Source organism: Cobetia sp. 14N.309.X.WAT.E.A4 (genome assembly GCF_030397495.1).
GTDB lineage: Bacteria > Pseudomonadota > Gammaproteobacteria > Pseudomonadales > Halomonadaceae > Cobetia > Cobetia marina.
Genome location: NZ_JAPNXT010000006.1, coordinates 41,509 through 66,576, shown reverse-complemented (window position 1 = coordinate 66,576; position 25,068 = coordinate 41,509). Strand labels below are relative to the sequence as shown.

22 protein-coding genes are annotated in these 25,068 nt (G+C 63.9%); 14 read left to right on the top strand and 8 right to left on the bottom strand.

Annotated elements, in window-relative coordinates; genetic code table 11:
• Nucleotides 1-28 precede the first annotated feature (28 nt).
• From rpoS to OW493_RS09845, 6 genes are all read left to right on the top strand, one after another.
• Entirely contained in the window at nt 29-1,003 is a 975-nt protein-coding gene (gene rpoS, locus OW493_RS09870; protein WP_077375080.1) for an RNA polymerase sigma factor RpoS, read from the top strand.
• Between the two features lie 434 nt (nt 1,004-1,437).
• Complete coding sequence (locus tag OW493_RS09865) at nt 1,438-2,808, top strand: TolC family outer membrane protein (RefSeq protein WP_077375077.1); 1,371 nt, start codon at nt 1,438-1,440, stop codon at nt 2,806-2,808.
• 377 nt (nt 2,809-3,185) lie between these two features.
• On the top strand, nt 3,186-4,319 hold the full coding sequence (gene alr / locus OW493_RS09860; protein WP_191237542.1) for an alanine racemase: 1,134 nt from the start codon (nt 3,186-3,188) through the stop codon (nt 4,317-4,319).
• Between the two features lie 60 nt (nt 4,320-4,379).
• The gene (gene lpxL, locus OW493_RS09855; protein WP_289863998.1) at nt 4,380-5,297 is read left to right on the top strand and encodes an LpxL/LpxP family Kdo(2)-lipid IV(A) lauroyl/palmitoleoyl acyltransferase; all 918 of its coding nucleotides are present in this window, start codon (nt 4,380-4,382) and stop codon (nt 5,295-5,297) included.
• Between the two features lie 8 nt (nt 5,298-5,305).
• Nucleotides 5,306-5,689, top strand: coding sequence for a hypothetical protein (locus OW493_RS09850; protein ID WP_136938776.1), 384 nt, complete (start codon nt 5,306-5,308; stop codon nt 5,687-5,689).
• A 472-nt stretch (nt 5,690-6,161) separates the two neighbouring features.
• Nucleotides 6,162-6,323 carry a DUF1328 domain-containing protein gene (locus OW493_RS09845; RefSeq protein WP_084208047.1) on the top strand — a complete coding sequence of 54 codons (162 nt, stop codon included), beginning with the start codon at nt 6,162-6,164 and terminating at the stop codon, nt 6,321-6,323.
• Nucleotides 6,324-6,406: 83 nt separating this feature from the next.
• Here OW493_RS09845 and OW493_RS09840 read toward each other — a convergent pair whose 3' ends face one another.
• The 5 genes from OW493_RS09840 to OW493_RS09820 all read right to left on the bottom strand — a co-directional run bounded on the left by OW493_RS09840 (nt 6,407) and on the right by OW493_RS09820 (nt 12,327).
• On the bottom strand, nt 6,407-7,783 hold the full coding sequence (locus tag OW493_RS09840; RefSeq protein ID WP_127734649.1) for a DUF2254 domain-containing protein: 1,377 nt from the start codon (nt 7,781-7,783) through the stop codon (nt 6,407-6,409).
• 217 nt (nt 7,784-8,000) lie between these two features.
• A complete protein-coding gene (gene ettA, locus OW493_RS09835) occupies nt 8,001-9,662 on the bottom strand; it encodes an energy-dependent translational throttle protein EttA (RefSeq protein ID WP_077375059.1) in 1,662 nt (553 codons plus the stop codon).
• Nucleotides 9,663-9,875: 213 nt separating this feature from the next.
• Entirely contained in the window at nt 9,876-10,121 is a 246-nt protein-coding gene (locus tag OW493_RS09830) for a PA3496 family putative envelope integrity protein (protein ID WP_077375056.1), read from the bottom strand.
• A gap of 244 nt (nt 10,122-10,365) precedes the next feature.
• On the bottom strand, nt 10,366-10,806 hold the full coding sequence (locus tag OW493_RS09825) for a PAS domain-containing protein (RefSeq protein ID WP_077375053.1): 441 nt from the start codon (nt 10,804-10,806) through the stop codon (nt 10,366-10,368).
• Nucleotides 10,807-11,025: 219 nt separating this feature from the next.
• The gene (locus tag OW493_RS09820) at nt 11,026-12,327 is read right to left on the bottom strand and encodes an MFS transporter (protein ID WP_289864107.1); all 1,302 of its coding nucleotides are present in this window, start codon (nt 12,325-12,327) and stop codon (nt 11,026-11,028) included.
• Nucleotides 12,328-12,711: 384 nt separating this feature from the next.
• On the opposite strand from OW493_RS09820, the gene OW493_RS09815 reads away from it, so the two are divergent.
• Entirely contained in the window at nt 12,712-13,044 is a 333-nt protein-coding gene (locus tag OW493_RS09815; protein WP_077375047.1) for a SelT/SelW/SelH family protein, read from the top strand.
• Nucleotides 13,045-13,062: 18 nt separating this feature from the next.
• Here OW493_RS09815 and OW493_RS09810 read toward each other — a convergent pair whose 3' ends face one another.
• Nucleotides 13,063-14,082 carry a zinc transporter ZntB gene (locus OW493_RS09810; RefSeq protein ID WP_289863997.1) on the bottom strand — a complete coding sequence of 340 codons (1,020 nt, stop codon included), beginning with the start codon at nt 14,080-14,082 and terminating at the stop codon, nt 13,063-13,065.
• A gap of 139 nt (nt 14,083-14,221) precedes the next feature.
• Between OW493_RS09810 and OW493_RS09805 the strand changes: the two genes are divergently transcribed.
• Nucleotides 14,222-15,142: a DMT family transporter gene (locus OW493_RS09805; protein ID WP_084208049.1), complete on the top strand. Its 921-nt coding sequence runs from the start codon at nt 14,222-14,224 to the stop codon at nt 15,140-15,142.
• Nucleotides 15,143-15,178: 36 nt separating this feature from the next.
• Here the strand turns inward: OW493_RS09805 and ppk2 are convergent, their stop codons facing one another.
• Both ppk2 and OW493_RS09795 read right to left on the bottom strand, forming a co-directional pair.
• Nucleotides 15,179-16,078, bottom strand: a complete 900-nt coding sequence (ppk2, locus tag OW493_RS09800; RefSeq protein WP_289863996.1) for a polyphosphate kinase 2 — start codon at nt 16,076-16,078, stop codon at nt 15,179-15,181.
• A gap of 219 nt (nt 16,079-16,297) precedes the next feature.
• Nucleotides 16,298-17,041 carry an arylesterase gene (locus OW493_RS09795; protein WP_289863995.1) on the bottom strand — a complete coding sequence of 248 codons (744 nt, stop codon included), beginning with the start codon at nt 17,039-17,041 and terminating at the stop codon, nt 16,298-16,300.
• Between the two features lie 92 nt (nt 17,042-17,133).
• On the opposite strand from OW493_RS09795, the gene OW493_RS09790 reads away from it, so the two are divergent.
• From OW493_RS09790 to OW493_RS09765, 6 genes are all read left to right on the top strand, one after another.
• Nucleotides 17,134-17,946: an ABC transporter ATP-binding protein gene (locus tag OW493_RS09790; protein WP_289863994.1), complete on the top strand. Its 813-nt coding sequence runs from the start codon at nt 17,134-17,136 to the stop codon at nt 17,944-17,946.
• A 43-nt stretch (nt 17,947-17,989) separates the two neighbouring features.
• Nucleotides 17,990-20,713 carry an FtsX-like permease family protein gene (locus OW493_RS09785; protein ID WP_289864105.1) on the top strand — a complete coding sequence of 908 codons (2,724 nt, stop codon included), beginning with the start codon at nt 17,990-17,992 and terminating at the stop codon, nt 20,711-20,713.
• Nucleotides 20,714-20,932: 219 nt separating this feature from the next.
• Nucleotides 20,933-22,195, top strand: coding sequence for a serine hydroxymethyltransferase (gene glyA, locus OW493_RS09780; protein ID WP_077375029.1), 1,263 nt, complete (start codon nt 20,933-20,935; stop codon nt 22,193-22,195).
• A gap of 252 nt (nt 22,196-22,447) precedes the next feature.
• Nucleotides 22,448-22,741, top strand: coding sequence for a DUF6506 family protein (locus OW493_RS09775; RefSeq protein ID WP_084208052.1), 294 nt, complete (start codon nt 22,448-22,450; stop codon nt 22,739-22,741).
• 221 nt (nt 22,742-22,962) lie between these two features.
• A complete protein-coding gene (locus tag OW493_RS09770; protein ID WP_289863993.1) occupies nt 22,963-23,850 on the top strand; it encodes an FCD domain-containing protein in 888 nt (295 codons plus the stop codon).
• A gap of 195 nt (nt 23,851-24,045) precedes the next feature.
• Entirely contained in the window at nt 24,046-25,014 is a 969-nt protein-coding gene (locus OW493_RS09765) for a TRAP transporter substrate-binding protein (protein WP_205632764.1), read from the top strand.
• Nucleotides 25,015-25,068: the final 54 nt, after the last annotated feature.

Genomic DNA, 25,068 nt, shown 5'->3' with positions numbered 1-25,068 from the left:
ACCAGACCAGAGACAACGGGGTATCGACATGAGCATGCTGGAAAAGGATATCGATCAGGCCGAGGTGGAGCTGTCCCTCGATGATGTCGAGGAAGACGATACGCTTGAGGCTGAAGCGGAAGAGGCGGCATTCGAACGCGCCCTGAACCGTGAAGAGCGCAAGCACTACCAGAGCCTGGATGCAACGCAGATCTACCTCAACGAGATCGGCTTCTCGCCATTGCTCAAACCGGAAGAGGAAGTCTATTTCGGGCGACTGGCGCAGGCGGGAGACCCTGCCGGTCGGCAGCGCATGATCGAATCCAACCTGCGTCTGGTGGTCAAGATCGCGCGGCGCTATCTGAATCGCGGATTGTCACTGCTCGACCTGATCGAGGAGGGCAATCTGGGCCTGATACGCGCGGTGGAGAAATTCGACCCCGAGCGCGGTTTCCGCTTCTCGACCTACGCCACCTGGTGGATCCGTCAGACCATCGAGCGCGCGTTGATGAATCAGACGCGCACCATCCGGTTGCCGATTCATGTCGTGAAGGAACTCAACATCTATCTGCGCGCTGCTCGCCAGTTGACGCAGAAGCTTGACCACGAGGCGACGGCTGAGGAAATCGCCGATTTCCTCGACAAGCCGGTGGAGACGGTCAAGAAGATGCTGGGGCTCAATGAGCGAGTGTCCTCGGTGGACTATCCGATGGGCGGCGAGAGTGACAAGCCGTTGATCGAGACGATCGCCGATGAAAATGACACCAGCCCCGAGTCCAGTCTGGTCGATGTCGACGTCAAGGCACATGTCGATGAGTGGCTGGCGGAGCTGACCGACAAGCAGATGGAAGTGGTGGTACGCCGCTTCGGGCTGCGGGGGCACGAAGCCGCCACGCTGGAGGAGGTCGGCGAGGAGATCGGTCTGACGCGTGAGCGAGTGCGTCAGATTCAGGTCGAGGCGCTCAAGAAACTGCGTCGCATGCTCGAGAAACAGGGCCTGTCGCTGGAATCCATCTTCGAATGATTCGCTGACATGTCATTGACGGGACTGGCAGCTGTCATCGTCTGGCCCGATATCCGTGACATCCTGCTGGATAGTGGATGCAACACGACATGAAAACGGCCCCCCGCTTGCGGGCGGGCCGTTTTCATATTTTCTGAGCATTGGTTTGGCAGGCTATGGGGTTGGCAGAAAGATGACGGTGCATATGATTCGACACCGGGGCCGTGTTGCATTGTTGCTGGGGTGGAAACGCTGTAAGGCAAATGAAGTTAGCCAACTAACTGGACGCCTTGCAAGGCGACGATTAGACTGAGTCCTTTTTCCACGACCCGCCCCCGAAGGGGCTGATGCCGTCATCAGCCGGCCCGTGAAACGACCTTATCTCCCCTTGCCTTGGTGCCTTAGGCGCATCATGCAGGTCACGACTGACTGTTACCGATCAGGAATACGCATACATGGCCAACATACGCATACTGCCTCTGGTGCTGGCGATGGGTTTCGCGACCCAGGCCCAGGCTGCCGATCTGCTCGACATTACCCGTGATGCGCTGACCCACAATGCCAGCCTGTCGTCCTCTCGCTCTCTGTATCAGAGCGTCGAGGACAACGAGCGGATCGAGCTTTCGGATCTGCTGCCACAGATATCGGCCACCGGCACCGTGTCACGCACCGATGTCACGGGCAATTCCCAGAGCGGTGTGGAAGGGGATTACACCGACAGCAACATCGTGCTCAACGTGAATCAGCAGCTGTTCGACGCTGCCGACTGGTATGAGCTGGCGACCAGCAAGGACAGTACCGAGCAGCAGAAACTGCTGCTGGATTCCGATCAGCAGCAGCTGTTGTACGATGTGGCCTCCGCGTACTTCACCATCCTCAACAACCGGGATGTGCTGGATGCGCGCATCGCGCAGGAGAAGGCCTTTTCCCGTCAGCTGGATCAGGCCAATCAGCAGTTCGAGGTCGGGCTGATCGCGATCACCGATGTCCAGGAGGCCAGAGCGTCCTTTGATGACGCACGCGCCCAGCGGATTGCCGCGGAAGCCGACCTGCAGGTCAGCTTCGAGGCACTTCAGCAATTGACCGGCCAGCAATACGATTCCATCGATGGGCTGGAAGAGGATCTCGCCATCGAAGCGCCGGTGCCCGCCAGTCGTGGCAAGTGGGTCGAGATGGCGTTGGTCAACAATCCCTTGATCGGTGCCGCGCAGAAGGGTGTCGATGTCGCCAAGGGTGACGTCAAGACCTCGCGTGCCGGTCATCTGCCGGAAGTCGGTGCCTTCGCGACCTACTCCTATGATGAAACCGACGTCGCATCCTCCGGGGGATATCAGGAATACAACCAGATCGGTATCCAGGCGTCATTGCCGATCTATACCGGTGGTCGCACTTCCGCGCAGGTACGCCAGAGCACGCACCTGCTGGAGCAGAGCCAGTACGACCTGCTGGACCAGCAGCGTTCCACCACCCAGAGCGTGCGTTCGCTCTACAGTCAGGTCCGCAGCGACGTCCTGACGGTCAAGGCGCGCAAGCAGGCCATCGTCTCCAGCCGCAGCGCGCTGGAAGCCACGCGCTCGGGGTATGAAGTCGGTACCCGTAACATCGTCGATGTGCTGGATGCCGAGCAGGCGCTCTATCAGGCCCTGGCGGACTATGCCTCCTCGCGTTACACCTACGTGCTGGATCTGCTCAACCTGCGCCAGGCGGCGGGCATCATCGACGTCAACACCGTGCGTGATCTGAACGAGAGCCTCAAGCGCGATCGTCAGGTATCACTGGTTCTGCAGGACGAAGACGACACCGAGCTGGATGGCCCGGCCCAGTGATCTGATACTGGCCTGACCGACTTCTCCTGACACCCCCATCGGCCATTGCCGGTGGGGGTGTTCGCGTATCGGGGGGGCAGAAATCTCGCCGTGAAGCGTGAAGGACAACAGCTGTGATGCTTGTCTGGAGGAATATGCCATTGATTTGATGAAAACCAGAGATAACGTCAAGAAGTTGGCTTGATGTTTGGTGGTTTTCACCGTGACCTTGGCGCGATGATGGAAAATAATTGATGGCTGGAGAACGCCTGCTCCGGTTGGCCGCCTCCTTTTCATGGTGCGTGCCTTGCTCGCTCGTTGGCAGGTCCCAACTTGCTGCGTCACCCGTGCGTGATTCGTCGTGTCTGTCCCTCTTTCTCATTGTCTGGAGTTGCCTCATGTCCCGCCCGTTGCGTGCTGATATTGATCTGGATGCCCTGCGCCACAATTATCAGCTGGCCTGTGAGCTGGCGCCGAATTCCCGCTCGCTCGCCGTGATCAAGGCAGACGCCTATGGCCACGGGGCCGTGGCATGTGCCCGTGCGCTGGCAGATCTGGCACCGGCATTTGCCGTCGCGACCATCGAAGAAGCGCTCGCGCTGCGCGAAGGCGGTATCACGCACCCGGTGGTATTGCTCGAAGGTATCTTCGAGGCATCGGAATACCAGCTGGCGGCGCAGCATGACTTCTGGTGTGCCATCCACAGTGAATGGCAGCTGGCCGCCCTGGAGGCGGCAACGCTCCCCGGGCCGATATCCTGCTGGATCAAGTTCGATTCCGGCATGCATCGTCTCGGCTTCGATGCCGAGCAGGCCAGGGCGGTCAAGGAACGCCTGGTGGCGAGTGGAAAGGCGCAGGACCTTCACCTGATGACGCATTTCGCCACGGCCGACAGCCTGACGCCCGATTATTTCCAGCATCAGATGGCGGCAGTGGAAGCGCTGGCCGCTGAGCTTGCCCTGCCACTCTGTCTGGCCAATTCCCCGGCGACGCTTGCCTGGCCGCAATCGCATGCCGCCTGGAATCGTCCCGGCATCATGCTGTACGGCGCGGACCCGCTGGAAGGGGCCAATGATGCCAGCCGCCGTCTGAAGCCGGTGATGACCCTGTCTTCCGCCATCATTGCCGTACGCGAGATCGCCATCGGCGAGCCGGTGGGCTATGCCGGACGTTTCGTGGCGACGCGTCCGACACGTATCGGTGTCGTCGCCTGTGGCTATGGGGATGGCTACGATCGCCATGCGGTGGACGGGACCCCCGTACTGGTCGATGGCCAGGAAACCGTGCTGGCCGGCAAGGTGTCGATGGACATGCTGACGGTGGACATCACCGACCTGCCGGAAGCGGGCGTCGGTTCTCGCGTGGTGCTGTGGGGCGAGGGATTGGAGGTCAATCGCGTGGCCGCCAGTTGTGACACCATCAGCTATACCCTGCTGACAGGGGTCCTGCCGCGTGTTCCCAAGCATTATCACGGTGGTCAGGCACGCGAGGCGGACCCGATGGCCTCTCAGGCAGTGGATACGTGCGCCTGACCTGACGGCAGGGCTCGGGCGGTCTACAATGGCCGCCGTTGCCCGTTGAACGAGAGAGTCATGGCCAAGAAGACCTACCCCGAGAGTTTTGCGCATCCCCGTTACTGGCCGGCCTGGCTGGGAATCGGGGCCATGAAGGCCTCGGCCTTCCTGCCCTGGTGCGCCAAGCTGTGGCTGGGGCGCGGCATCGGTGAGCTGGCATGGCGTTTCGGCAAGCGTCGTCGCCATATCACGGACACCAATCTCAAGCTGTGCTTCCCCGAATGGAGCGAAGCGGAGCGTGCGCGTCAGGTACGCAAGACCTTCCATGCCAACGGTATCGGCATCTTCGAGACCGCCACGGGGTGGTGTCGAGACCCGGAGCACATGCGCGACCGCGTGACCTTCAAGGGTCAGGAGCACATGGAGCGCGCCATGGCGCAGGGCAAGGGCGCGCTCATCGTGGGCATCCATTTCTCGACACTGGATCTCGGTGGCGCACTGCACTCGCTGTTCTTCCCGGCCGATGTCGTCTATCGCCCGCATGACAACCCGCTGTTCGAGCGTTTCATGACGCGCGCGCGCAATGGCATCTTCGGCACCGCCATCGACCGCCATGACCTGCGGGGTGTGGTGCGCCGCATCAAGAGCGGGCATGGCGTGTGGTATTCGCCGGATCAGGATTTCGGTCGGGACGTCAGCGTCTTCGCGCCGTTCTTCGGTATCGATGCCGCCTCCATCAAGCTGACGGCCAAGATCGCCCGCATGACAGGGGCGCCGGTGATGCCCTTGATGTTCCATCGCAATCCGGACAATCGTACCTATACGCTGGAGTATCTCCCGGCACTCGTCAACTTCCCGAGTGGCGATGATGTCGCGGATGCCACGCGCATCAATGCCTTCATCGAGGGGGCGATCCGCAAGCATCCCGAGCAGTACCTGTGGTTGCATCGCCGTTTCAAGACTCGTCCAGAGAAATCCGATCCGTCCCTGTATTGAGGTGAACCATGAGCAATGACACGTCTTCTCTCGCCACTCTGGCCGATGTCGAAGCACGCCTGGCGGCCGGCGATACCTTCGTCCTCAATCAGATTGCGCAGTGGTGCCCGGACTGCACCGTGCGTCAGCGTCCGGCGCTGCCGGCCTTCGAGGCGGCTCTGGCGCGAGGTGGTCTGCCGCTGGTGACCCTGTGCGTGCAGGAGACTCGCGGAGTCTATCTGAGTGAGGCACATGCGCAGCTGAGCGAGCGCATCGGTGGGGCGGGCTATCCGCGTACGCTGCTGGTGAAGGAAGGGCGGCCTGCCAGCGTGGACAGTGGCCTGAATCGGGTCGAGGTCATGAGCGAGCCGGAGCTCATCGCCTATGCCGAGGCCATGATCGCGGCGCTGTAAACGTCACTTGAGCCCATGTGTGAGCCGACGAGATCTGCCGTGACGCGACACGCATGGGCATCATCGAAAACGCCCCGCCAGGAACTTCCTGGCGGGGCGTTTTCGATGGAGATCAGGCGGCACCCGACAAGCAGCGCCACTTGTCCGAGCTGCATGCGTGCGGCCAACCGGATGCCGCCTGCCGTGTGCCTGAAAATAGACCTGCGGATGATGAGGGAGGCTTTCAACCCGCGCGGGAAAATCTTTTACCGATTCGAGACATGGCCTTGACTTTACTTGTATTGATTACCATCTTCACATGGACAAGGTGATCAAGCGGTCTGTCGTGACTCCGCCCTCTGGCAATCACGTCAGCTGCCACACCTGATGAGCGAAGGGCGAGCGCGTCGAATGAGACGCCACATGCAGAGGCAGTCGTCGTGCCGCTGCGGTCGTCGCCCACTACCGGTTCTCCATGACATAAGGAATTGCCATGCTCAACTATGCCATCATCTTTCTGATCGTTGCCGTGATTGCCGCCGTACTCGGCTTTGGCGGTATCGCAGGTACTGCGGCCACCATCGCCAAGGTACTGTTCGTCGTCTTCCTGGTGCTGTTCCTGGTGTCGTTCTTCAAGGGGCGTCGCAAGCCCTGATACGGACGGCTTTCATCACGACGCAAACGCCCGCAGACGGTAGCGACCGCTGCGGGCGTTTGCGTGTTCATCAGGCCAGCACGTCACCACGGGGTACCTGGCAGCGTCAGACGATGATGCCCGGCCTTGAGGCCCTGCTCGATGAAGCGCCTGTCCACCTCGAACTGTGCCTGGGCAAGGATGGCCTCCACCACCTTGTCGGCATGTTGTTGCAGCAATGCCAGTTGCGCGTCATCGCTGCCCAGCAGTGACAGTGTCTTGAGCAGCGAGAGCAGCGCCAGACAGATCGAGAGGTCATCACGACCATAGTGCAGGATGGGGGAGATGCTGCGGTAGAGCAGACTGTCGAAGCTCTCCATCTCCCAGCTGACCCGTATGTGATCTTCCTCATCCACGCAGCAGTTGCACAGGGGCAGCTGCATGCGCTCACTGAGCAGTTCGGTGAGTTGATGCAGGCACAGGCGTGCGGTGCCCGGATCATTGATGCCGGGAGACAGCGCCTTGATGGCGACTTCCATCAGCTGGGTTAGGCCGTGCTCGTGAAGGTCATCGACGGATTCCCCATCCAGATAGCCCAGTGCCGCGCGCAGCTTCTTGATCAGTCCTGCCTGATGGTGCTCATCGAGCTCATCACCCGCCGAGACGCCTTCGGGCAGGCCCGCAGGCCATTCGATGCGCATCAGCGGCATGCCACTGACGATGAAGGCCCCGAGCGCGAAGTCCAGGTGCACGATCATGTCGTGGTCGATGGCCAGCTGGCGAAGGGCCGCGAAATCGACCTGCTGCACATAGCCGCGTCGCTTTGCTCTCAGCAGCTGGCAGCGTGACGTGTCGCGAGTGATCTGGCGCTCGCCGAAACCGTCGTGGCGATTGCGCTCTCGCAGTCGTTCAAGCGAGACCCGCGTGCGCCCGGACAGGCGGCGAGCCACGGCATTGATCTGCACGGACTGTGATGCCTGGTGGATGAAGTAGATGAACATCCCCAGGCAATTGACCATCATCAACACGCCCAGATAGACCGCGATGGAGCGCCATAGCGTTGGCGAATCGCCGGTATTGGGTACCATCAGGTTGATGAGCAGGAACAGCAGACTGCCCAGATAATGTCCCAGCACCAGCTGATGGTGACGCTCGGTCACCAGCCCCAGCAGCAGCTTGTGGGAGAACTGTGCGCCCGCCTGGGTCAGCACGCTCATCACCATGGTGAAACTGAAGACCATCAGCGAAATGAGCCCGCCGACCAGTGCCGCCAGCAGGGTGCGCGGCGTGTCGTGCTCCTTGAAGGTCAGGGCATTCAGCATCTCGCTGGCTGGCAGTTCATGTGGCTCGGGGAGGCCGGAAGGCAGCACCGAGATCAAGCCAAGCAGGATATAGAGCGTCGCCAGCAGGCTTGGCAGATAGGCGATGCTGGTGGTGAAGGTGCGTAACCACATCAGCGGCTGTTGCAGCCAGCGATTCATGGGCAATTCCTGATCCTGTGAGTGGCGCAACGGCGTGTGCGACGGACGGCCGTGAGTGACGGCAAGCATTCGCCCCGTTATCTCCCGTGTTCGGCCTGACTGCAAGTGCCAGAGGCGACGCGGGAGCGCCCTTGTGAGGCTTGCCTCAAACGCAGGACGCCCTTGCGGCGTCAGCGGCAAGGGCGTCCTGGTCAATCCAGCGGTTCAGATCACCGGATCAGGCATCGATACGCTTGTACTTCATGCGCTTGGGCGCATCGTTGCCGACACGCGCATGGTAATCCTCTTCGTACTCGCTGTAGCTGCCCTCGAAGAACACCACGTTGGAGTCCCCTTCGTAGGCGAGGATGTGGGTCGCGATGCGATCCAGGAACCAGCGGTCGTGCGAGATGACCAGTGCACAGCCCGGGAAGGCGAGCAGCGCCTCTTCCAGTGCACGCAGGGTCTCGATGTCCAGATCGTTGGACGGCTCATCCAGCAGCAGCACGTTGGCGGCCTGCTTGAGCGTCTGCGCCAGCTGCAGACGACCACGCTCACCACCGGACAGATCAGACAGACGCTTCTGCTGATCCGTGCCCTTGAAGTTGAAGCGGCCGACATAGGCGCGCGAGGAGACTTCATGGCCATTGATGTTGAGCATGTCCTGGCCACCGGAGACGGCTTCCCAGACAGTCTGATTGTCTTCCAGGCCATCACGCAGCTGCTCGACGTAGGCGATCTTGACGGTCTCGCCCAGCACCACTTCGCCGCTGTCCGGGGTTTCCTTGCCGGTCACCAGCTTGAACAGCGTGGACTTGCCCGCACCGTTGCCGCCGACGATACCGACGATGGCACCCTGGGGAATGGTGAAGGACAGGTCGTCGAACAGCAGCTTGTCCTCGAAACGCTTGGTGACGTTGTGCAGCTCGATGACCTTGTCGCCCAGACGCGGTCCCGGCGGAATGTAGATCTCGTTGGTCTCGTTGCGCTTCTGGAAATCACCGGACTGCATTTCCTCGAAGCGGTTGAGACGCGCCTTGCTCTTGGCCTGACGGCCCTTGGGATTCTGGCGAACCCACTCCAGCTCCTGCTGGATGGCCTTGTTGCGTGAGGCTTCCTGCTTGGCTTCCTGCTGCAGGCGAGCGTCCTTCTGCTCCAGCCACGAGGAATAGTTGCCTTCGAAGGGAATGCCCTGGCCACGGTCGAGCTCGAGAATCCAGCCCGCGACATTGTCGAGGAAGTAACGGTCGTGGGTGATGGCGACCACGGTGCCGGCGTAATCGTGCAGGAAGCGCTCCAGCCAGGCGACGGACTCGGCGTCCAGGTGGTTGGTCGGCTCATCCAGCAGCAGCATGTCGGGGCTCGAGAGCAGCAGACGGCAGAGGGCGACACGGCGACGCTCACCACCGGACAGCACGCCGACATTGGCATCCCACGGCGGCAGGCGCAGCGCTTCGGCGGCCACTTCCAGCTTGCGCTCGAGGTTGTGGGCGTCGGAGGCCTGGATCAGGTCCTCGAGCTTGGCCTGACGCGCGGCGAGGGCGTCGAAATCGGCGTCCGGCTCGGCGTAGGCGGCATAGACTTCATCCAGCTCCGCCTGGGCATTCTTGATGTGGGCCAGAGATTCCTCGACGCACTCGCGCACGTTCTTGGAATCATCCAGCTCCGGCTCCTGGGGAAGGTAGCCGACATTGAGGCCCGGCATGGGACGCGCTTCGCCGTTGTAGTCCTGATCCACGCCGGCCATGATGCGCAGCAGCGAGGACTTGCCCGAGCCGTTGAGACCGAGCACACCGATCTTGGCACCCGGGAAGAAGGACAGCGAGATGTCCTTGAGAATCTCGCGCTTCGGGGGGACGACCTTGCCCACCCGGTTCATGGTATAGACGTATTGCGCCATGGAATCCCAATTTGGTTGGAGAATGGAATGACGCGCTGATGATAGTGCCCGTGGTCACGCTTGACCAGTCAAGGCCATCGTTGGCGTGACGGCGGCCATTCCATGGCCGGTTCGCTGACGGGGCTGAACCCCCTGGCCTTCACCGGGAAGCGGTGTGGCGAACCTTCCCTGAAGGGGCATCTCGAGGCCAGCCCCGGCCTCATCGCGAGGCGCTCACTCCTCCTCTCCCCAGTCACTGGCGTCCAGCAGGTCATCATCATCCGCTTCATCGTCCCAGCCTTCACGGATGGAGCGTGCCAGCGCACGTTCTTCCAGCAGGGCTTCGAGACGCTGGCGCGAGTCGCTGCGCTGGGGCCTGGCGGGGGTGGAGCTGGAAGACAGTTCGAAGTCCACGTCGTTGGTGGCTTCCTCCGCCAGGGCGGTAGCATCGATATCGTCGAGGAATTGTTCGCGGGCCATGGGCGGACCTCCCGATCATGAATCAGTCTGCCAGACGCGAGGCGTCAGACACCGCCTGCGGCGACCTGCCGAAGGCTCCTTCGCTATATAGCGCTGGTGAAGTTCGATGACAAGTCCTGTGTGCGTGGAAGCATGCTCTGGTGGGTCGCGGGGAAGTTTTCGTCCGCGCACGAACGCCAACGCCCACCGGGTGGTGGGCGTTGGCGAGTCGTTCATGACCGAAAGGAGGGGAGCGTGTCAGTGGTCACTCGACATCGCTCTTGCGGGCTTCCCGCAGGCGCTCCAGCTCCTCATGCGCGGTCATCAGGCTGGTGACATCCTTCTGGACACCGACGAAGTACTGGAGATTGTCGTGCTCGTCGAAGACCGGTGTCATGGAGAGTTCGTTCCAGAACAGGCTGCCATCCTTGCGATAGTTGCGCAGTATCTCGCGGCACGGGCGCTTGTCGCGCAGCGCGGCACGGATGTTGTCCAGCTGTGGCTGGTCACGGTCGTCATTCTGCAGAAAACGGCAATCGCGGTAGAGAATCTCGTCGGCGCTGTAACCGGTAAGGCGCTCGAAGCCCTGATTCACGTAGATCAGGATGTTCTCGTCACCTTCCTGTTCGGCCACCACGATGCCATCGTCCGAGGCATTCACCACTCTCTCGAGCAGCTCGGGGCTGATCATGTGGGGTCTTTTCATCTGGCACTGATCCTTGCGGCTAAAGAACCCGGCCCTTGTGACCGAGCCCGAGAGTACGGGTATCGGGTGCCTGTCCGTGTGCCCGGACATTCCAGCACCATCATCGGTTTCACTATGGCGGGGAGACGCGGCTTATGCAATCGCAGCCGCTAATGTGTCGGGGGCCAGCGCCTGTCCCGGGCCCCCGTCGCGAGGTTTGGCAGACCGCTCTGTCCGGTATCAGTCGTCTTCCACTTCTGGCAGATGTTGCGCACACAGGGCGGCCGCCGTGGCGACACCAGCCAGAATCAGCAGCAGCCACTCGCTGCCCAGCCATTGGGCCAGACCGCCGATGGCCAGACCCAGCACCAGCATCAGCACGCCGGTGAGGGTATTGGACAGAGCCACGTAGAGCGCGCGATTGTCAGCGCTGGCGAGATCCACCACGTAAGTCTTGCGTCCCAGGCGGATGCCGGAATGTGCGATCACCAGCAGCCCGTAGACCACGGCATAACTCCAGACGCTGTCGGAAAGCGCTCCGGGCCACCACACCATGCTGCCGGCCAGCGCGCAGCACACGGCGGCACCGGCGCCGGCGTTGCGCATCACGCGCCGACTCGAGGTATCGGCAAGCTTGCCCCAGATGGGGCTGGCGACCATGCCCGCCAGGCCTGACACGACCACCAGTACCCCGAGTCCGCCGAGGCTTTCGCCACTCTGCTGCTGGCCCAGCAGCGCGATGTAGGGGAGGGCCAGGGCACTTGAGAGCAACAGCGCACGCGCCAGATTGAAATTGCGGAAGGCGGCGTCATGGCGCAGCTGGCTGAACCCCTGGCGCACGGTGTCCCAGGCATTGGCACCGCCGCTGGTGGCGCCGCGATCTTCCTTGATCAGCGCCGCGCAGAAAGCATTCAAACTCCAGCCCAGTGCCGCGATCGCCATCAGGGTGGCAAGCACCTGTTGACCGGGCTGTTCGCCCAGCAGCATCAGAACACCCCCCGCGAGCAACGTCATGGCGCCGGCCAGGCTGCCACTCCATCCCATCAGGCGGCCACGGCGCTGCTTGGCGATCGTCTTGCCCAGCACGTCCTTGGTGGCGATGGAGGCCACGCCACGCCCCAGTGACAGCACGACCAGACACCCCAGCACCAGGCCACCGGCCAGGCTGCCGCCCAGGCCACTGTCACCGTCGCCTCGAGAGAGCAGCGTGATGATCACCAGGCTGAAGGCCATCAGCGCTTGCAGCACGGACCCCGCGACCCAGACCCATTTGCGCCGCGGGAGCGGGCGGATGAAGCCCGCCACCACCAGTTGCGGCAGCAGGGCGCCGGCTTCACGAATCGGCACCAGCAGCCCCACCATCCACACCGGGGCGCCGATCAATCCCAGCAGCCACGGCAGCACCAGGCGTGCACTTGCCAGCTCGTCGGCCAGCTTGGTCCCCAGCGAGGCCAGCAGATGGCGCCAGACATTGCCGGGCTGCTGATGGCAGGCATCCTCGGAGATATCCTTGCACATGCGCGAGTCTTCATCGCCGGTCATGCGCTCGAAGAAGCGGCTCTGGGCGCCGCTGGTGGTGTCCTTGTCCTGGTCCTGCTCCGGGCGTTGTCCCGTGGCGTGCTCCTTCTGGGGGGCAGGCGTCCCTGTCATCGTGGCCTCCGTCGAGGCATCTGACGAGGGGCTTGAGGCCGAGCGTGAGGCCGAGCGCGAGGAGGGAGACGATGGGGACGAGGACGATGACGGGTCTGACATGCATGGCTCCGAAGGTCGGCGGCTGAAACCTCATTATTCCGTGCCCGTGCGGGGATGCCCAGTGCCAGTTGTCGACGCTCTCATCCCTGCACGCATTTCGGCATTGACCCGAACGCCTCGCTGCAGTGAAGTGGGAACGGCAACTCTTCACTCACGATTGGAACGCTCGCTCTCATGGATCAACCGTCCACGCTCAAGATTCGCATTCACTACTGCACCGGCTGCAACTGGCTGCTGCGCGCGGCCTGGTATGCCCAGGAACTGCTCTCCACCTTCGGGGAAGCGCTGGATGAGGTCGCTCTCGCACCCAGTCACGGCGGGCACTTCGAGGTGCTCTGCCAGCCTGCGCCTGACGCCGAATGGCAGGTGCTCTGGGAGCGCAAGCGGGATGGCGGCTTCCCGGACAGCCGTGACCTCAAGCAACGCGTGCGTGATGTGCTCGACCCGGAGCGCGATCTCGGCCATATCGACCGCGCCAGCCGCGAACAGGGCACTCCGACACCGTGACGAGTGCCCCGATCCGCGTCACCACCATTTCTTGCGCTTGAGCAGCCACATCTGCATCGCGACCACCCCAAGCGTCATGCCGACGAACAGCGTGAAGCCCCATGGGCTCTCGCTGCCGGGAATCCCGCCGACATTGACGCCCAGCAGTCCGGTGAGGAAGCCCAGCGGCAGGAAGACGGCGGTGATGACGGAGAGCAGGTACATGCGCTGGTTGAGCTGTTCGTTGTGCTCACTCATGCGCTGCTCGTGAAGGATCAGGGCGCGTTCCTGCATGGCCTGAAAGTCCTCCACGTAACGCGACAGCTGGTTGGCGATCTCGCGCAGGTCCAGTCGCGCCTGCTCATCGATCCACAAGGGCCCCTGAGCCAGCTGGGCCAGGCAGTCGCGCTGAGGCCCCATGAAGCGCCGCAGGGTGATCAACGGGCGGCGCAGCCGCGTGATGTCGTCGGGATCGATCTCCACGTCATTGAGCTGATCCTCCTCGAGGATCGCCAGTTGATCGTCAAGACGGTGGCTGAGCTCGGCGACGCGATCGACCAGCGCATCGCTGATCATCGCCAGCAGCCAGGAGATGTTTTCGGCTCCCTGGCCGGCTTCCAGCAGCTCACGCACCTGGGTGATCGACTGGAAGGGGCGGCGGCGCAGGGTGATCAGGCGAGTCGGGCTCATCCACAGGCGCAGTGACAGCAGGTCTTCCGGCGCGGCACCCGGGTTGAGATTGATGCCGCGCAGGGTGGTGACGATGCCGCCGCCGAAACGTGCGACGCGTGGGCGTGTGTCCAGCTCGGTGAGGGCCTCGATGCTGGGATCATCCAGCTGCGCGATGCCAGCGAGATAATCATTGACGTCGCCTCGCGTGTAATCGAGGTGCATCCAGATCAAGGCCTCCGGCTCCTGCCAGGCCTGGCGCAGCTCATCATCGCTCAAGAGGGTCGCGCTGCCCTTGCCGTCGAGACGGTAGGCGCTGACCAGCGCCGTGGAGGGGGGATCGGGCTGCGGGTTGGCGTGCGGTAGCTGCGAAGAGGGGCTGGTGGTCATCGTAAAGCGTCCTTTGCGTACACGGGCTTGCAGCTGCACGCCACGCGCGCGATGCTCAAGCCTGCGACGCGCATGGCGGGCATGGGCGTCAGGTCGACACCGCCAGGATGGCGGTGTCCGAATTGCGAGGAAGCATGCCATGAGTCAGGACAGGGAGGCCATGCTCTATGGTCTGGGAGCGGTCGGGTTGTGGTCGACCGTGGCAACGGCCTTCAAGCTGGCGCTGGCGCAGATGTCGCCGCTGGAGCTGGTGTGGCTGGCAGCGCTGGTCTCCTGGCTGTTGATCGGCGTGCTGATGTGGCGTCAGGGTCGGCTGCGCGAGGCGCTCGCCAGCGGCTGGAAAGGCGGCTGGCGGACAGCGGCCTGGGCCGGACTGATGAACCCGGTCGGCTACTATCTGGTGCTGTTCGGCGCCTATGCACGTCTGCCGGGGCAGGAGGCCATGGCGCTCAACTATACCTGGGCACTGGCGATGGCCTTTCTTGCCGTGCCGATCCTCGCGCAGCGCCTGACGCGCATCGATGTCGCGGCAGGGCTGATCGCCTACGCCGGGGTGTGGACCATCGCCACCCGCGGGCAGGTGTTCGATGTCGCCTTCGCCGATCCCCTCGGCGTCGGACTGGCGCTGGGCTCGACCCTGCTGTGGGCCCTCTACTGGCTGCTGAACGCGCGGGATGCCCGCGCCCCGCTGGTCGCCCAGTGGCAGAACTTCAGCGTCGCCTTGCCGGTCCTGACCTTGCTGGTGGCCATCGGGCCGGGGTTTGGCAACTTCATCGGGGAAGACGCCAATCCTCAGGCGCTGATGGCCGGGCTCTATGTCGGCCTGTGCGAGATGGGCATCGCCTTCGTGCTCTGGCAGCTGGCGGTCCACAAGGTGTCGCGTACCGCCAAGGTCTCCAATCTGATCTTCCTGTCTCCCCCCGTGTCGTTGACGCTGCTGCACTTCATCGTCGGCGAGCCGATCCTGACCTCGACACTCGCGGGGCTGGTGCTGATTCTGGCAGGCCTGGGCCTGCAGCAGCTGCAGAAGGCGCCGGAGACACTGTCACACACGACATGAGCGCGCTCCGCCCGCGCCTGCATCCTCAGGGGCGTACTAGTCCGTGGGCAGGATCAGACGGCCGGCATCCACCACGATCAATGGGTCCGGCGTGCCGATCAGCCGTGTGTCCTTGCCGGGGTAGTCGAGCTGGCTGAGCACATGGCGCAGCGCGCCGATGCGAGCACGACGCTTGTCATCGGAGCGAATCAGCGTCCAGGGCGCGTGGCGACTGTGGGTACGCGCGAACATCGCCTCGGCCGCGGTGGTGTAGTCGTCCCACTTCTCCTGGGCCACGGCGTCCATCGGTGACAGTTTCCAGCGCGTCAGCGGGTCGGCGGCGCGCTTGGCGAAACGATTGGACTGCTCTTCCCGGGAGACCGAGAAATAGAGCTTGACCAGATGCAGGCCATCCTCGACCCACAGGCGCTCCTGCTGTGGCACCTGGATGAGAAAACGCTCGACTTCGTCAGGGCTGGCGAAGCCCATCACCGCCTCGACTCCTGCACGGTTGTACCAGCTGCGATCGAACAGCACGACTTCACCACTGGTGGGAAAGCGCGAGACGTAGCGCTGGAAGTACCACTGTCCCTTCTCCGTCTCGTTGGGCTTGTCCAGTGCCACGATGCGCGCGAAACGCGGGTTGAGATATTCCATGAAGCGCTTGATGGTGCCGCCCTTGCCGGCGGCGTCACGCCCCTCGAACACGATGGCCAGCCGCTCGCCACTGTCACGCAGCCAATGCTGGACCTTGAGCAGCTCGATCTGCAGGGCCCGCTTCTCGGCCTCGTAGACCTTGCGCTTGAGCCGCTTGTCGTAAGGGTAGGCGTCGCTGGAGACCGGCCCGAGCGTCATGTGGGGAGTCTCGGGGGCCGACGGGGGCTGCCCGGTTGCCGCATGCGCGGGTGTCGCTGTGGGGGCTGACTTGCCGGGGACTGCCTTGCGGGACTGGCTCATGGTGGAATCCTCAGTGCTCTGAAGGGCGAAGCGCCCCGGGCGGGGCACGATGGACGAGCGTGATGAGAAGCGTGGCGGCAGGGCATGACAAGAGGGCTTGTCGGGAGGGCTTGTCGAGAGGGCGTATCGAGAGGACACGCCCTTCGGGAAACCACCGTCACCTTTGATTCTGACCGGGATGCCCCATGTCATGTTCAGGCAAGGTAGACACGTGCAGGGTCACTGTGTGGAAGGTAGCGCGAGCGGCTCGAGCGTCGGCCAGATGTTGTCCAGCAACCTCGGCTGGGCCTTGGCCGTCGGGTGGATACGGTCCTGTTGCATCAGTTTCTGGCCGGCCGGTGCCGTGGCGATGCCCTCGAGAATGAAGGGCACCAACGGCACGGAGTATTCGTCGGCCAGGTCTCGATAGACCTGGCGGAAGGCGTCGGTATAGGCCGGGCCATAGTTGGGCGGGATCTCGATCCCCAGCAGCACGGGCTGGGCGCCGGCATCCTCCACGGCATCGATCATGCTGGCCAGATTGGATTGCATGCGCGCAGGCGGCAGGCCGCGCAGGCCATCGTTGCCGCCCAGTTCGATCATCACCAGCGAAGGGTCGTGTCGGTCGAGCAGTGCCGGCAGGCGATTCAGGCCGCCTTCGGTGGTATCGCCGCTGATGCTGGCATTGATGACCTCCGGCGCATCGTTGCCCAGGGTGTCCTCGAGGCGCTCGTCGAGCAACGCGACCCAACCCCGGCTGCTGTCGATGCCGTAGCCGGCCGAGAGGGAGTCGCCGACCACCAGCCAGGGAGCCGGCGCATCTGCCAGCGCCACCTGAGGCGCCAGCACGGCCACGAGGGTCAGTGCCGAACTGGCAAGCGCATTGCGCAGCCGCGTGAGTCCGGCAGTCTTGCGCGTGACGCGCGGTTCGGCGACTCGGGACAGACGTTGCGTTTCACGGCGATTCACCAGCCATCTCTGCATTCCTCATCTCCATCATCTGCACACGTTTCACATCCGTTTCGGGGACTGGCGTTCATGGCCATCCCGTTCACAACCATAAGCGAGCAGACACGATGTCACATAACGCCTCCATTAACGACGCCCCCTTTGCGTCGGATCAAGCGTCAGTCGCGGCACCGTCAGCAGCGAATCCGCAGGCGCCGACGGCAGTCCTCAATGTCACGGGTCTGACCCAGCGTGTCACCAGCGGTGACGGCCAGTTGACCATTCTTGAAGATCTAGAGCTTGCCGTGGCAGCCGGCGAGAGCGTGGCGATCATCGGGGCCAGCGGTTCCGGAAAATCCACGCTGCTGGGGTTGCTGGCGGGGCTGGACAGTCCGACCCAGGGCGATATTCGCCTGTTCGGCACCTCGCTTGCCGGATTGGATGAAGACGGGCGTGCGGCGCTGCGCGCGGGGCAGGTGGGCTTCGTGTTCCAGAACTTCCAGCTACTGCCGACCCTGACGGCGTTGGAGAACGTGCTGATGCCGCTGGAGCTGGCGCCCCGGGGCGATATCGAGGCCAAGGCACGTGACTGGCTGGCGCGGGTCGGGCTGGGAGAGCGTCTTGATCACCTGCCGCGTCATCTGTCCGGTGGCGAGCAGCAGCGGGTGGCGATCGCCCGCGCCTTCGTGGCGGGACCGGGGCTGGTGTTCGCCGATGAGCCCACCGGCAATCTGGATACCGCTACCGGTGATCGCATCGCGGAGCTGCTGTTCACCCTCAACCGTGAGCGCGGCACCACGCTGATTCTGGTCACCCATGATCTGACCCTGGCCAGACGCTGTGATCGCTGTCTGACGCTGGAAGCCGGCAAGCTGGTCGAATGGCAGGACGATGCCTCGGCACCTGCGGTGGCCACACCGCAAGGAGGGCAGCATGACTGATGCCAGCATGACATCTGACGCGCGATCGCCGCGCGGGGGCGCCATGCGTCTGCCGCTTGCGTTGCGTGGCCTGCTGCGGGACCTGCGTGCCAGTGATGTGCGGGCGCTGTTTCTGGCGTTGATGCTGGCGGTGGCCGCGACCACCATGATCGGCTTCTTTCTGGATCGTCTGGATCGTGGCCTCACGCGCCAGGCGGGACAGCTGCTGGGGGGAGATCTGGTGCTGGAGTCCAGCAATCCACTGGACCCGCGTTTCCGGCAGGCCTTCGAGGAGGCCGGGCTCGAGATGTCGCCGCAGCTGGGCATGGTCTCGATGGCCTCGCATGGCGACAGCTTCGTACTCTCGAGCCTCAAGGCAGTCTCGCCGGGGTATCCGCTGATGGGGCAGATCGAGCTTGCCTCCGATACGCCCGAGACCCGAATCGCGGGGGCGGACGGCAAGCCTGCCGACGACGGGTCGGCTGACGGTGAGAGAGCCGCCACACGCCCCGCCATCCCGCCACCCGGGGAGGCCTGGCTGGTACCACGCCTGGCCACGGCGCTGGGAGTGTCGCCGGGGGATACCCTCACCATGGGACGCAAGACCCTGACCCTGACCGGCCTGATCACTCGTGAGCCGGACCAGCAGGGCGGTTTCTCCGAATTCAGCCCGCGCCTGATGTTCAACATGGCGGATCTCGAGGCGACCGGTCTGATCCAGCCCGGTTCACGCATGGAATATCGCCTGCTGGCCGCTGGCGATCCGGCGGCGGTGCAGCAGGCGCGCGATGCCATCGCGCCGCTGCTGGCGAGTGCCGACAATGCCGAGGTGCGCCTCAAGGACGTGCGCGAGGATCGCCCGCGACTGGGGCGCTCACTGGAGCGTGCCGACAAGTATCTGAGTCTGGCCGGGCTGGTGGCGGTGCTGCTGGCCGGGGTCGCGGTGGCGATGTCGACGCGCCGCTATGTGGAACGCCATCTGGACAGTGCCGCGCTATGGCGCTGCTTCGGGGCTTCCCAGCGTCAGCTGTCACGGTTGTTTGCCGCTCAGCTTGGCTGGCTGGCGCTGCTGGCCAGCACCCTGGGGGCCGTGTTGGGGCTGCTGGGGCAGATGGGGCTGGTGGCACTGCTGGAGCGCTTCCTGCCGCTGGAGCTGCCGGCGCCGGGCCCCTTGCCGCTGGCATTGGGGATCTTGACGGCACTGGCGGTGCTGGCCGGCTTCGCCGGTCCGATGCTGCTGCGCCTGCGTCAGGTCAGTGCGCTCAAGGTGCTGCGGCGTGAACTGGCCCCGCTGCCGGCTTCGGCGTGGGTGGTGGTGGCGATGGCCAGTCTGGTGTTCGGCGCCTTGATGTGGCTCTACTCGGGCGATCTCATGCTGGCGGCCGGGTTGCTGGTCGGTGGCATCATCGGGCTGGGACTGTTGCTGGTGGTGGGGCAGCTGCTGCTGTCACTGATGGTCAAGGTGGTGGCGCGTACGCGGGGACAGGGCGGCTGGAGTCGGCCGGTCCGTCTGGCGGGCGGGCTGCTGGCGCGGCGTCGCGGCGCCAGTCTCGGTCAGCTGGTGGCCTTCGCCGTCACCTTCGCGGCCGTGGCACTGATCGCGCTGGTGCGTGGTGATCTGATCAGCCGCTGGCAGGCGCAGATTCCGGCCAATGCCCCCAACCACTTCGCCATCAACATCCAGCCGGGCCAGCAGCAGGCCTTCGGCGAGGAGCTGTCGGCCATCGTGGAGGCGCAAGGGGCGGAGTCGCCCCAAGACGGCCTGAGTGAGCTCTATCCGATGGTGCGGGGGCGCATCACCGCCCTGAAAGGCGAATCCCTGTTGGGTCGCTCACAGCAGCGGGCGCTGGAAAATGCCGCTACCCGTGAACGTCAGCCGGACACGGAACAGGCGGCCGGTGGCATGCAGGAAGGCACCGGGGAGGCTGAATCCTCACGCGGCGTGCCCCAGCGTGAGCTCAATCTCACCTGGCATCGTGATCTGCCTGATCACAACCGCGTGACGGCAGGTGACTGGGCGCCGCTCGAGGACTTCGCGGATGCCGAACCCTCGCGCCGTCAGGCCATCGCCGAGGCGCAGGGGGTGCCGGTCTCGATGGAGGAAGACCTGGCGCAGCGCATGGGACTGTCCATCGGCGATAGCCTGTCGTTCACCATCGGCAGCGAGACCCTCAAGGCGCAGGTGGTCAATCTGCGCCATGTGGACTGGGACAGCTTCATGCCCAACTTCTATGTGATCTTCCCGCCCGGGGCGCTCGAGAGCTTCGCCCACAGCTACATGACGGCGTTTCATCTCGAGGAGGAGGGAGCGCTGGCACCGCTGGTGCGCGATTACCCCAGCGTGTCCCTGATCAACATCGACGCGATTCTCACGCGGGTGCAGGAGCTGATCGCCCAGGTCTCGCGGGCCGTCGAGCTGATTCTCGGTCTGGTACTGCTGGCCGGTGCCAGCGTGCTCTACGCGGCCCTGGTGGCCAGCCGCCCCGCACGAGAACACGAAGGCGCGCTCTACAAGGTATTCGGTGCCGGGCAGAGCCTGCTGGCCCGCCTGCAGGCTGCCGAGTTCGTGCTGCTGGGGGCGTTGAGCGGTCTGCTGGGCGCGATGCTGGCGGAAGGGGCGGCGGTCGGGCTCTATTCCGGCTGGCTGGGCCTGCCGGTGGTGCTGCATCCGTGGCTGTGGCTCGGCCTGCCGCTGATCGGCGCTGTGCTGGTCGGCGGGCTGGGCTTCTGGCTGTCGCGGGAAGTGCGCCGCCAGCCGCCCATGGCAGGGCTGCGCGCCCTGCAGTGAGCATGGAAAGGCAGCATCAGCGCAGTGCATGACGCCGCCGCAGGATGGCCTCGGGATCGTCGTGTCGATCGTGAGGCCATCCTGCGTTAACAATGATGCTGATTCATGTGAATCGGACCGCCGGCTGAGGTATCATGCTGGTCCTGATCTTACCCCTAGATGGCGATCCGGCCGCGCCGGAATTCGCTGTCGTCATCACCCTTCAGGCGAGGACACCCGATGTTCACCCGTGACATGCAGATTGCCGGTTTTGATGATGCGCTCCTGAGCGCCATGGACGACGAAGTCGTTCGCCAGGAAGCTCACATCGAGCTGATCGCCTCCGAGAACTACGCTAGCCCCCGCGTCATGCAGGCGCAAGGCTCCCAGCTGACCAACAAGTACGCGGAAGGCTACCCGGGCAAGCGTTACTACGGCGGTTGCGAGTTCGTCGACAAGGTCGAGCAGCTGGCCATCGATCGTGCCTGCGAACTGTTCGGTGCCACCTACGCCAACGTTCAGCCGCACGCCGGTTCCCAGGCCAACAGCGCTGTCTTCCAGGCGCTGGTCTCGCCGGGTGACACCATTCTGGGCATGAGCCTGGACGCGGGTGGTCACCTGACTCACGGTGCACGTCCGAACTTCTCCGGCAAGCACTACAACGCCGTGCAGTACGGTCTGGGCGAGAACGGCCTGATCGACTACGCCGAAGTCGCGCGTCTGGCGCGTGAGCACAAGCCGAAGATGATCATCGCCGGCTTCTCCGCCTATTCCCAGATCATCGACTGGGCCGAGTTCCGCAAGATCGCCGACGAAGTCGGTGCCTATCTGCTGGTCGACATGGCCCACGTGGCCGGTCTGGTCGCCGCCGGTGTCTACCCGAGCCCGCTGCCCCACGCCCATGTCGTCACCACCACCACGCACAAGACCCTGCGCGGTCCGCGTGGCGGCCTGATCCTGTCTGCCGAAGGCAATGCCGACATCGAGAAGAAGCTGAACTCCGCCGTCTTCCCGGGTGGCCAGGGTGGCCCGCTGATGCACGTCATCGCGGCCAAGGCGATCTGCTTCAAGGAAGCGATGGATCCGTCCTTCAAGACCTACCAGCAGCAGGTCGTCAAGAACGCCCAGGCCATGGCATCCGTGTTCCTGGAGCGTGGCTTCGAAGTCGTCTCCGGCGGCACCGAGGATCACCTGTTCCTGCTGTCACTGGTCAAGCAGGGCCTGACCGGCAAGGACGCTGACGCGGCACTGGGCCGTGCCCACATCACCGTCAACAAGAATGCCGTGCCGGGTGACCCGCAGTCGCCGTTCGTCACCTCCGGTCTGCGTATCGGCACTCCGGCCGTCACCACACGCGGCTTCAAGGAGCAGGAGTGTCTGGATCTGGCGGGCTGGATCTGCGACATCCTCGAGGCGATGGTCGCCGGCGATTCCGCCGCTGCCGAAGCCGAGGTACAGGCCAAGGTCTCCGAGGTCTGTGCACGTCTGCCGGTCTACGCCTGAGTTCCTGACGGATGGCGCTTGCCGACACATGATGTTCGCATCATGAGGGAGCTGGCCACCGGTTCGGAATGAGGTGCTCGAGAACGCCTGTCGCGAAAGCGGCAGGCGTTTTTTTGTGCCCGGCTCACGTCCAGATAGGACGACATGTCGTTGATCCGTGGTCCACAAGCGCTCAGAAAGATCAGTCCTGATGCTCGCGGGGACACGCTAGGCTTCTTGATGCGTGATCCATCTCGTGGTGAGGAGACTTTCATGGCCGTGAAGACGCACGACGTTATGCACCATGCCTTCCTGATTCTGGTCGAGCACAGTGGCAATACCTCGCTGAGCAGCCAGGGGAGCGGGGAGATGCGACTCTCCGTCGCGACACTGGGCTCGCTCAAGGCGGCCGAGCGACTGGTCAGTGAGCTGATCGCTCAGGGGGTCAGTCAGATCGAGCTCTCGGCAAGCTTCGGCGCGGCAGGCGAGGCCGCGGTGAGAACGGTGGTGGCCGACAGCGGCGCCGAGCGAACGGTGATGATCGGTCGTGTCCGGTTCGCGACATGAGCGAAGATGGCGCGAAGTCTGGTGAAGTTGAATAATCCTTGCGCAACATGGAGTTGCGTAAAGGTGTGACCAAAGTCGGGTCTCACCCTTGGTCTAAGGTGTCTTGTTGGCATGTCTGACATGGGCTATTCCTTGACGGACAAGAGCGCACCGCGACCCATCCTGCGAGGAAGGTGAGCGAGCCACAATTGACGCGCCACGCCATCAAGGAACGTTCGATCATGCCCACGCCACCCAGGAGTGCTGCAGGCGGCCACCCGCGCGCCAGCACGTCATCCCCAGCGTCAGCGACCGCCAGTGAATCGTCGACCACCGCCCGTGTCGATGTGGCGGAATGGCTGGCGCAGGCCATCTTCGAGAATCGTTATCCGCCGGGCAGTCTGATCCCTCGTGAGCTGGATCTCTGCGATCAGCACGCCCAGAGCCGTGCCACCGTACGCACCGCGATCCAGAGTCTGGTCAATGCCGGCATCCTGACCCGCACCACCGGCCAGGGCACCCGCGTCAATCCGCTCAGCGAGTGGCATCTGCTCGATCCGCGCGTGACCGGCTGGATGACGCGCTACGCGATGCCGCATCCGCAGCTGGCACGGGATATCTACGCCTTCCGCATTTCCATCGAACCCTTCGTAGCCGCACTGGCGGCCACCGAGGCCACCGCCCAGGACCTGTCCGCCATCGAGCAGGCCTACGACGGCATGGCGGCGGCGGTGCATGGCGGCAGCGCCATGGAGGAGTTCGATCGCGCCGATATCGCCTTCCATGACGCCATCTTCGCCGCGACCCACAACGTCATCTGGGCGCAGCTCGGCCATGTGCTCAAGCCCTCGATCAGCCTGCTGGTGGCGACTTCCAACCACAACGCCTCGGAGCTGGGTGACAGCCTCGGCCGCCATCGCGCAGTGATGGAGGCGATTCGTCTGCGCCAGCCGGAGGCGGCCCATGCCGCGACCCTGCATGTGCTGGATCGCACCGGGCGCGATCTCGGGCTCGCCATGCCCGAGGTGGCCGATGGGCCGCACGGTGTCGGGCGCGCCCAGGAGCCGCTGGAGCTGCTACGTCGTTTCGGTCAGCTGCCCAGTCTCTCCGCCCCCCTGTCAAGAGAGTGACCCGCGCCCTGGGCGTCGCCACGCCGGGAAGTGTCTGCACGTCTTCCCTCCGCCAAAGAACGTCATAACACGTCATAACAACACGCCAGGAGTTCCACTATGCCGCATTCCACCACGTCTCACCGTCTGTCCCTCGCCTCCGGGCGTTTCGCGCTCAAGGCGCTTGCCCTTTCCACGGCGCTGGCCGCCAGTGCGATGGCCGCGCCCAGCTGGGCGGCCGAGTACGAATGGACCTTCCAGACCTCGGAAACGGCCGGTGAGCCGCAGTTCGAGGTCAAGAAGGCCTGGGCCGAGAACATCAAGACCATGTCGGATGGGCGCATCGCCATCGAGATCCTGCCGGTCAATGCCGTGGTACAGGCCAACCAGACGCTGGACGCCGTCAGCTCCGGTATCCTGCAGGGCCACCTGACGGACCCGTCCTACTTCTCGGGCCAGAATCCGGCCTTCGGCATGCTGGGCAACCTGGTGGGTGCCTGGGGGGATCCGCTGGAATATCTCGAGTACATGCAGCACGGCGGCGGTGAGGCGCTCTACAACGAGCTGGTCGAGCCCTACGGCGTGCATCTGATCGGCGCAGGCGCCACCGGGCTTGAGTCCTTCGTCTCCAAGAAGCCGGTGCGTACCGTCGATGATCTCAAGGGCCTCAAAGTGCGTGCGCCGGAAGGCATGGTCTACAACATCTTCCAGAAGGCCGGTGCAGCCCCCGTCAACCTGCCGGGCTCCGAGGTCTACACCGGTCTCGAGAAGGGCGTGATCGACGCGGCGGATTACACCGTGTTCGCCACCAATGATGACCAGGGCCTGCACAGCTTCGCCAAGTACCCGTCCTATCCGGGCTTCCACTCGCTGCCGATGGTGGCGGTGTCGATGAACAAGGACATCTGGGACGGCCTGCCGGCGGATCTCAAGGCGATCATGGAGACCGCGACTGACTCGATGGCCTACGACATGGTCTTCACCCTCAAGGCGCGTGACCTCAAGGCGGTGAGCGCGGCGCGAGCCAATCCGGATATCGAGGTGATCGACATGGCACCGGAAGAGCGCGCCAAGTTCCGTCGCATCGCCCAGCAGGAATGGAAGGTATGGGCCGAGAAGAACGAGCTGACCGGCAAGGTCTACGAGTCCGTGGTCACCTTCCTCACCGACCGCAACCTGATGTAAGCGTCCACTCGCTGTCATCGGCCGCGTGACAAGAGTCGCCGGGGCGAGACGTCG

Excerpts from the sequence above, each read along its gene's own strand:
- rpoS (WP_077375080.1), top strand. The coding sequence starts at position 29 with ATGAGCATGCTGGAAAAGGATATCGATCAGGCCGAGGTGGAGCTGTCC.
- OW493_RS09865 (WP_077375077.1), top strand. The coding sequence starts at position 1,438 with ATGGCCAACATACGCATACTGCCTCTGGTGCTGGCGATGGGTTTCGCG.
- alr (WP_191237542.1), top strand. The coding sequence starts at position 3,186 with ATGTCCCGCCCGTTGCGTGCTGATATTGATCTGGATGCCCTGCGCCAC.
- lpxL (WP_289863998.1), top strand. The coding sequence starts at position 4,380 with ATGGCCAAGAAGACCTACCCCGAGAGTTTTGCGCATCCCCGTTACTGG.
- OW493_RS09850 (WP_136938776.1), top strand. The coding sequence starts at position 5,306 with ATGAGCAATGACACGTCTTCTCTCGCCACTCTGGCCGATGTCGAAGCA.
- OW493_RS09845 (WP_084208047.1), top strand. The coding sequence starts at position 6,162 with ATGCTCAACTATGCCATCATCTTTCTGATCGTTGCCGTGATTGCCGCC.
- OW493_RS09840 (WP_127734649.1), bottom strand. The coding sequence starts at position 7,783 with ATGAATCGCTGGCTGCAACAGCCGCTGATGTGGTTACGCACCTTCACC.
- ettA (WP_077375059.1), bottom strand. The coding sequence starts at position 9,662 with ATGGCGCAATACGTCTATACCATGAACCGGGTGGGCAAGGTCGTCCCC.
- OW493_RS09830 (WP_077375056.1), bottom strand. The coding sequence starts at position 10,121 with ATGGCCCGCGAACAATTCCTCGACGATATCGATGCTACCGCCCTGGCG.
- OW493_RS09825 (WP_077375053.1), bottom strand. The coding sequence starts at position 10,806 with ATGAAAAGACCCCACATGATCAGCCCCGAGCTGCTCGAGAGAGTGGTG.
- OW493_RS09820 (WP_289864107.1), bottom strand. The coding sequence starts at position 12,327 with ATGACCGGCGATGAAGACTCGCGCATGTGCAAGGATATCTCCGAGGAT.
- OW493_RS09815 (WP_077375047.1), top strand. The coding sequence starts at position 12,712 with ATGGATCAACCGTCCACGCTCAAGATTCGCATTCACTACTGCACCGGC.
- OW493_RS09810 (WP_289863997.1), bottom strand. The coding sequence starts at position 14,082 with ATGACCACCAGCCCCTCTTCGCAGCTACCGCACGCCAACCCGCAGCCC.
- OW493_RS09805 (WP_084208049.1), top strand. The coding sequence starts at position 14,222 with ATGAGTCAGGACAGGGAGGCCATGCTCTATGGTCTGGGAGCGGTCGGG.
- ppk2 (WP_289863996.1), bottom strand. The coding sequence starts at position 16,078 with ATGAGCCAGTCCCGCAAGGCAGTCCCCGGCAAGTCAGCCCCCACAGCG.
- OW493_RS09795 (WP_289863995.1), bottom strand. The coding sequence starts at position 17,041 with ATGCAGAGATGGCTGGTGAATCGCCGTGAAACGCAACGTCTGTCCCGA.
- OW493_RS09790 (WP_289863994.1), top strand. The coding sequence starts at position 17,134 with ATGTCACATAACGCCTCCATTAACGACGCCCCCTTTGCGTCGGATCAA.
- OW493_RS09785 (WP_289864105.1), top strand. The coding sequence starts at position 17,990 with ATGCGTCTGCCGCTTGCGTTGCGTGGCCTGCTGCGGGACCTGCGTGCC.
- glyA (WP_077375029.1), top strand. The coding sequence starts at position 20,933 with ATGTTCACCCGTGACATGCAGATTGCCGGTTTTGATGATGCGCTCCTG.
- OW493_RS09775 (WP_084208052.1), top strand. The coding sequence starts at position 22,448 with ATGGCCGTGAAGACGCACGACGTTATGCACCATGCCTTCCTGATTCTG.
- OW493_RS09770 (WP_289863993.1), top strand. The coding sequence starts at position 22,963 with ATGCCCACGCCACCCAGGAGTGCTGCAGGCGGCCACCCGCGCGCCAGC.
- OW493_RS09765 (WP_205632764.1), top strand. The coding sequence starts at position 24,046 with ATGGCCGCGCCCAGCTGGGCGGCCGAGTACGAATGGACCTTCCAGACC.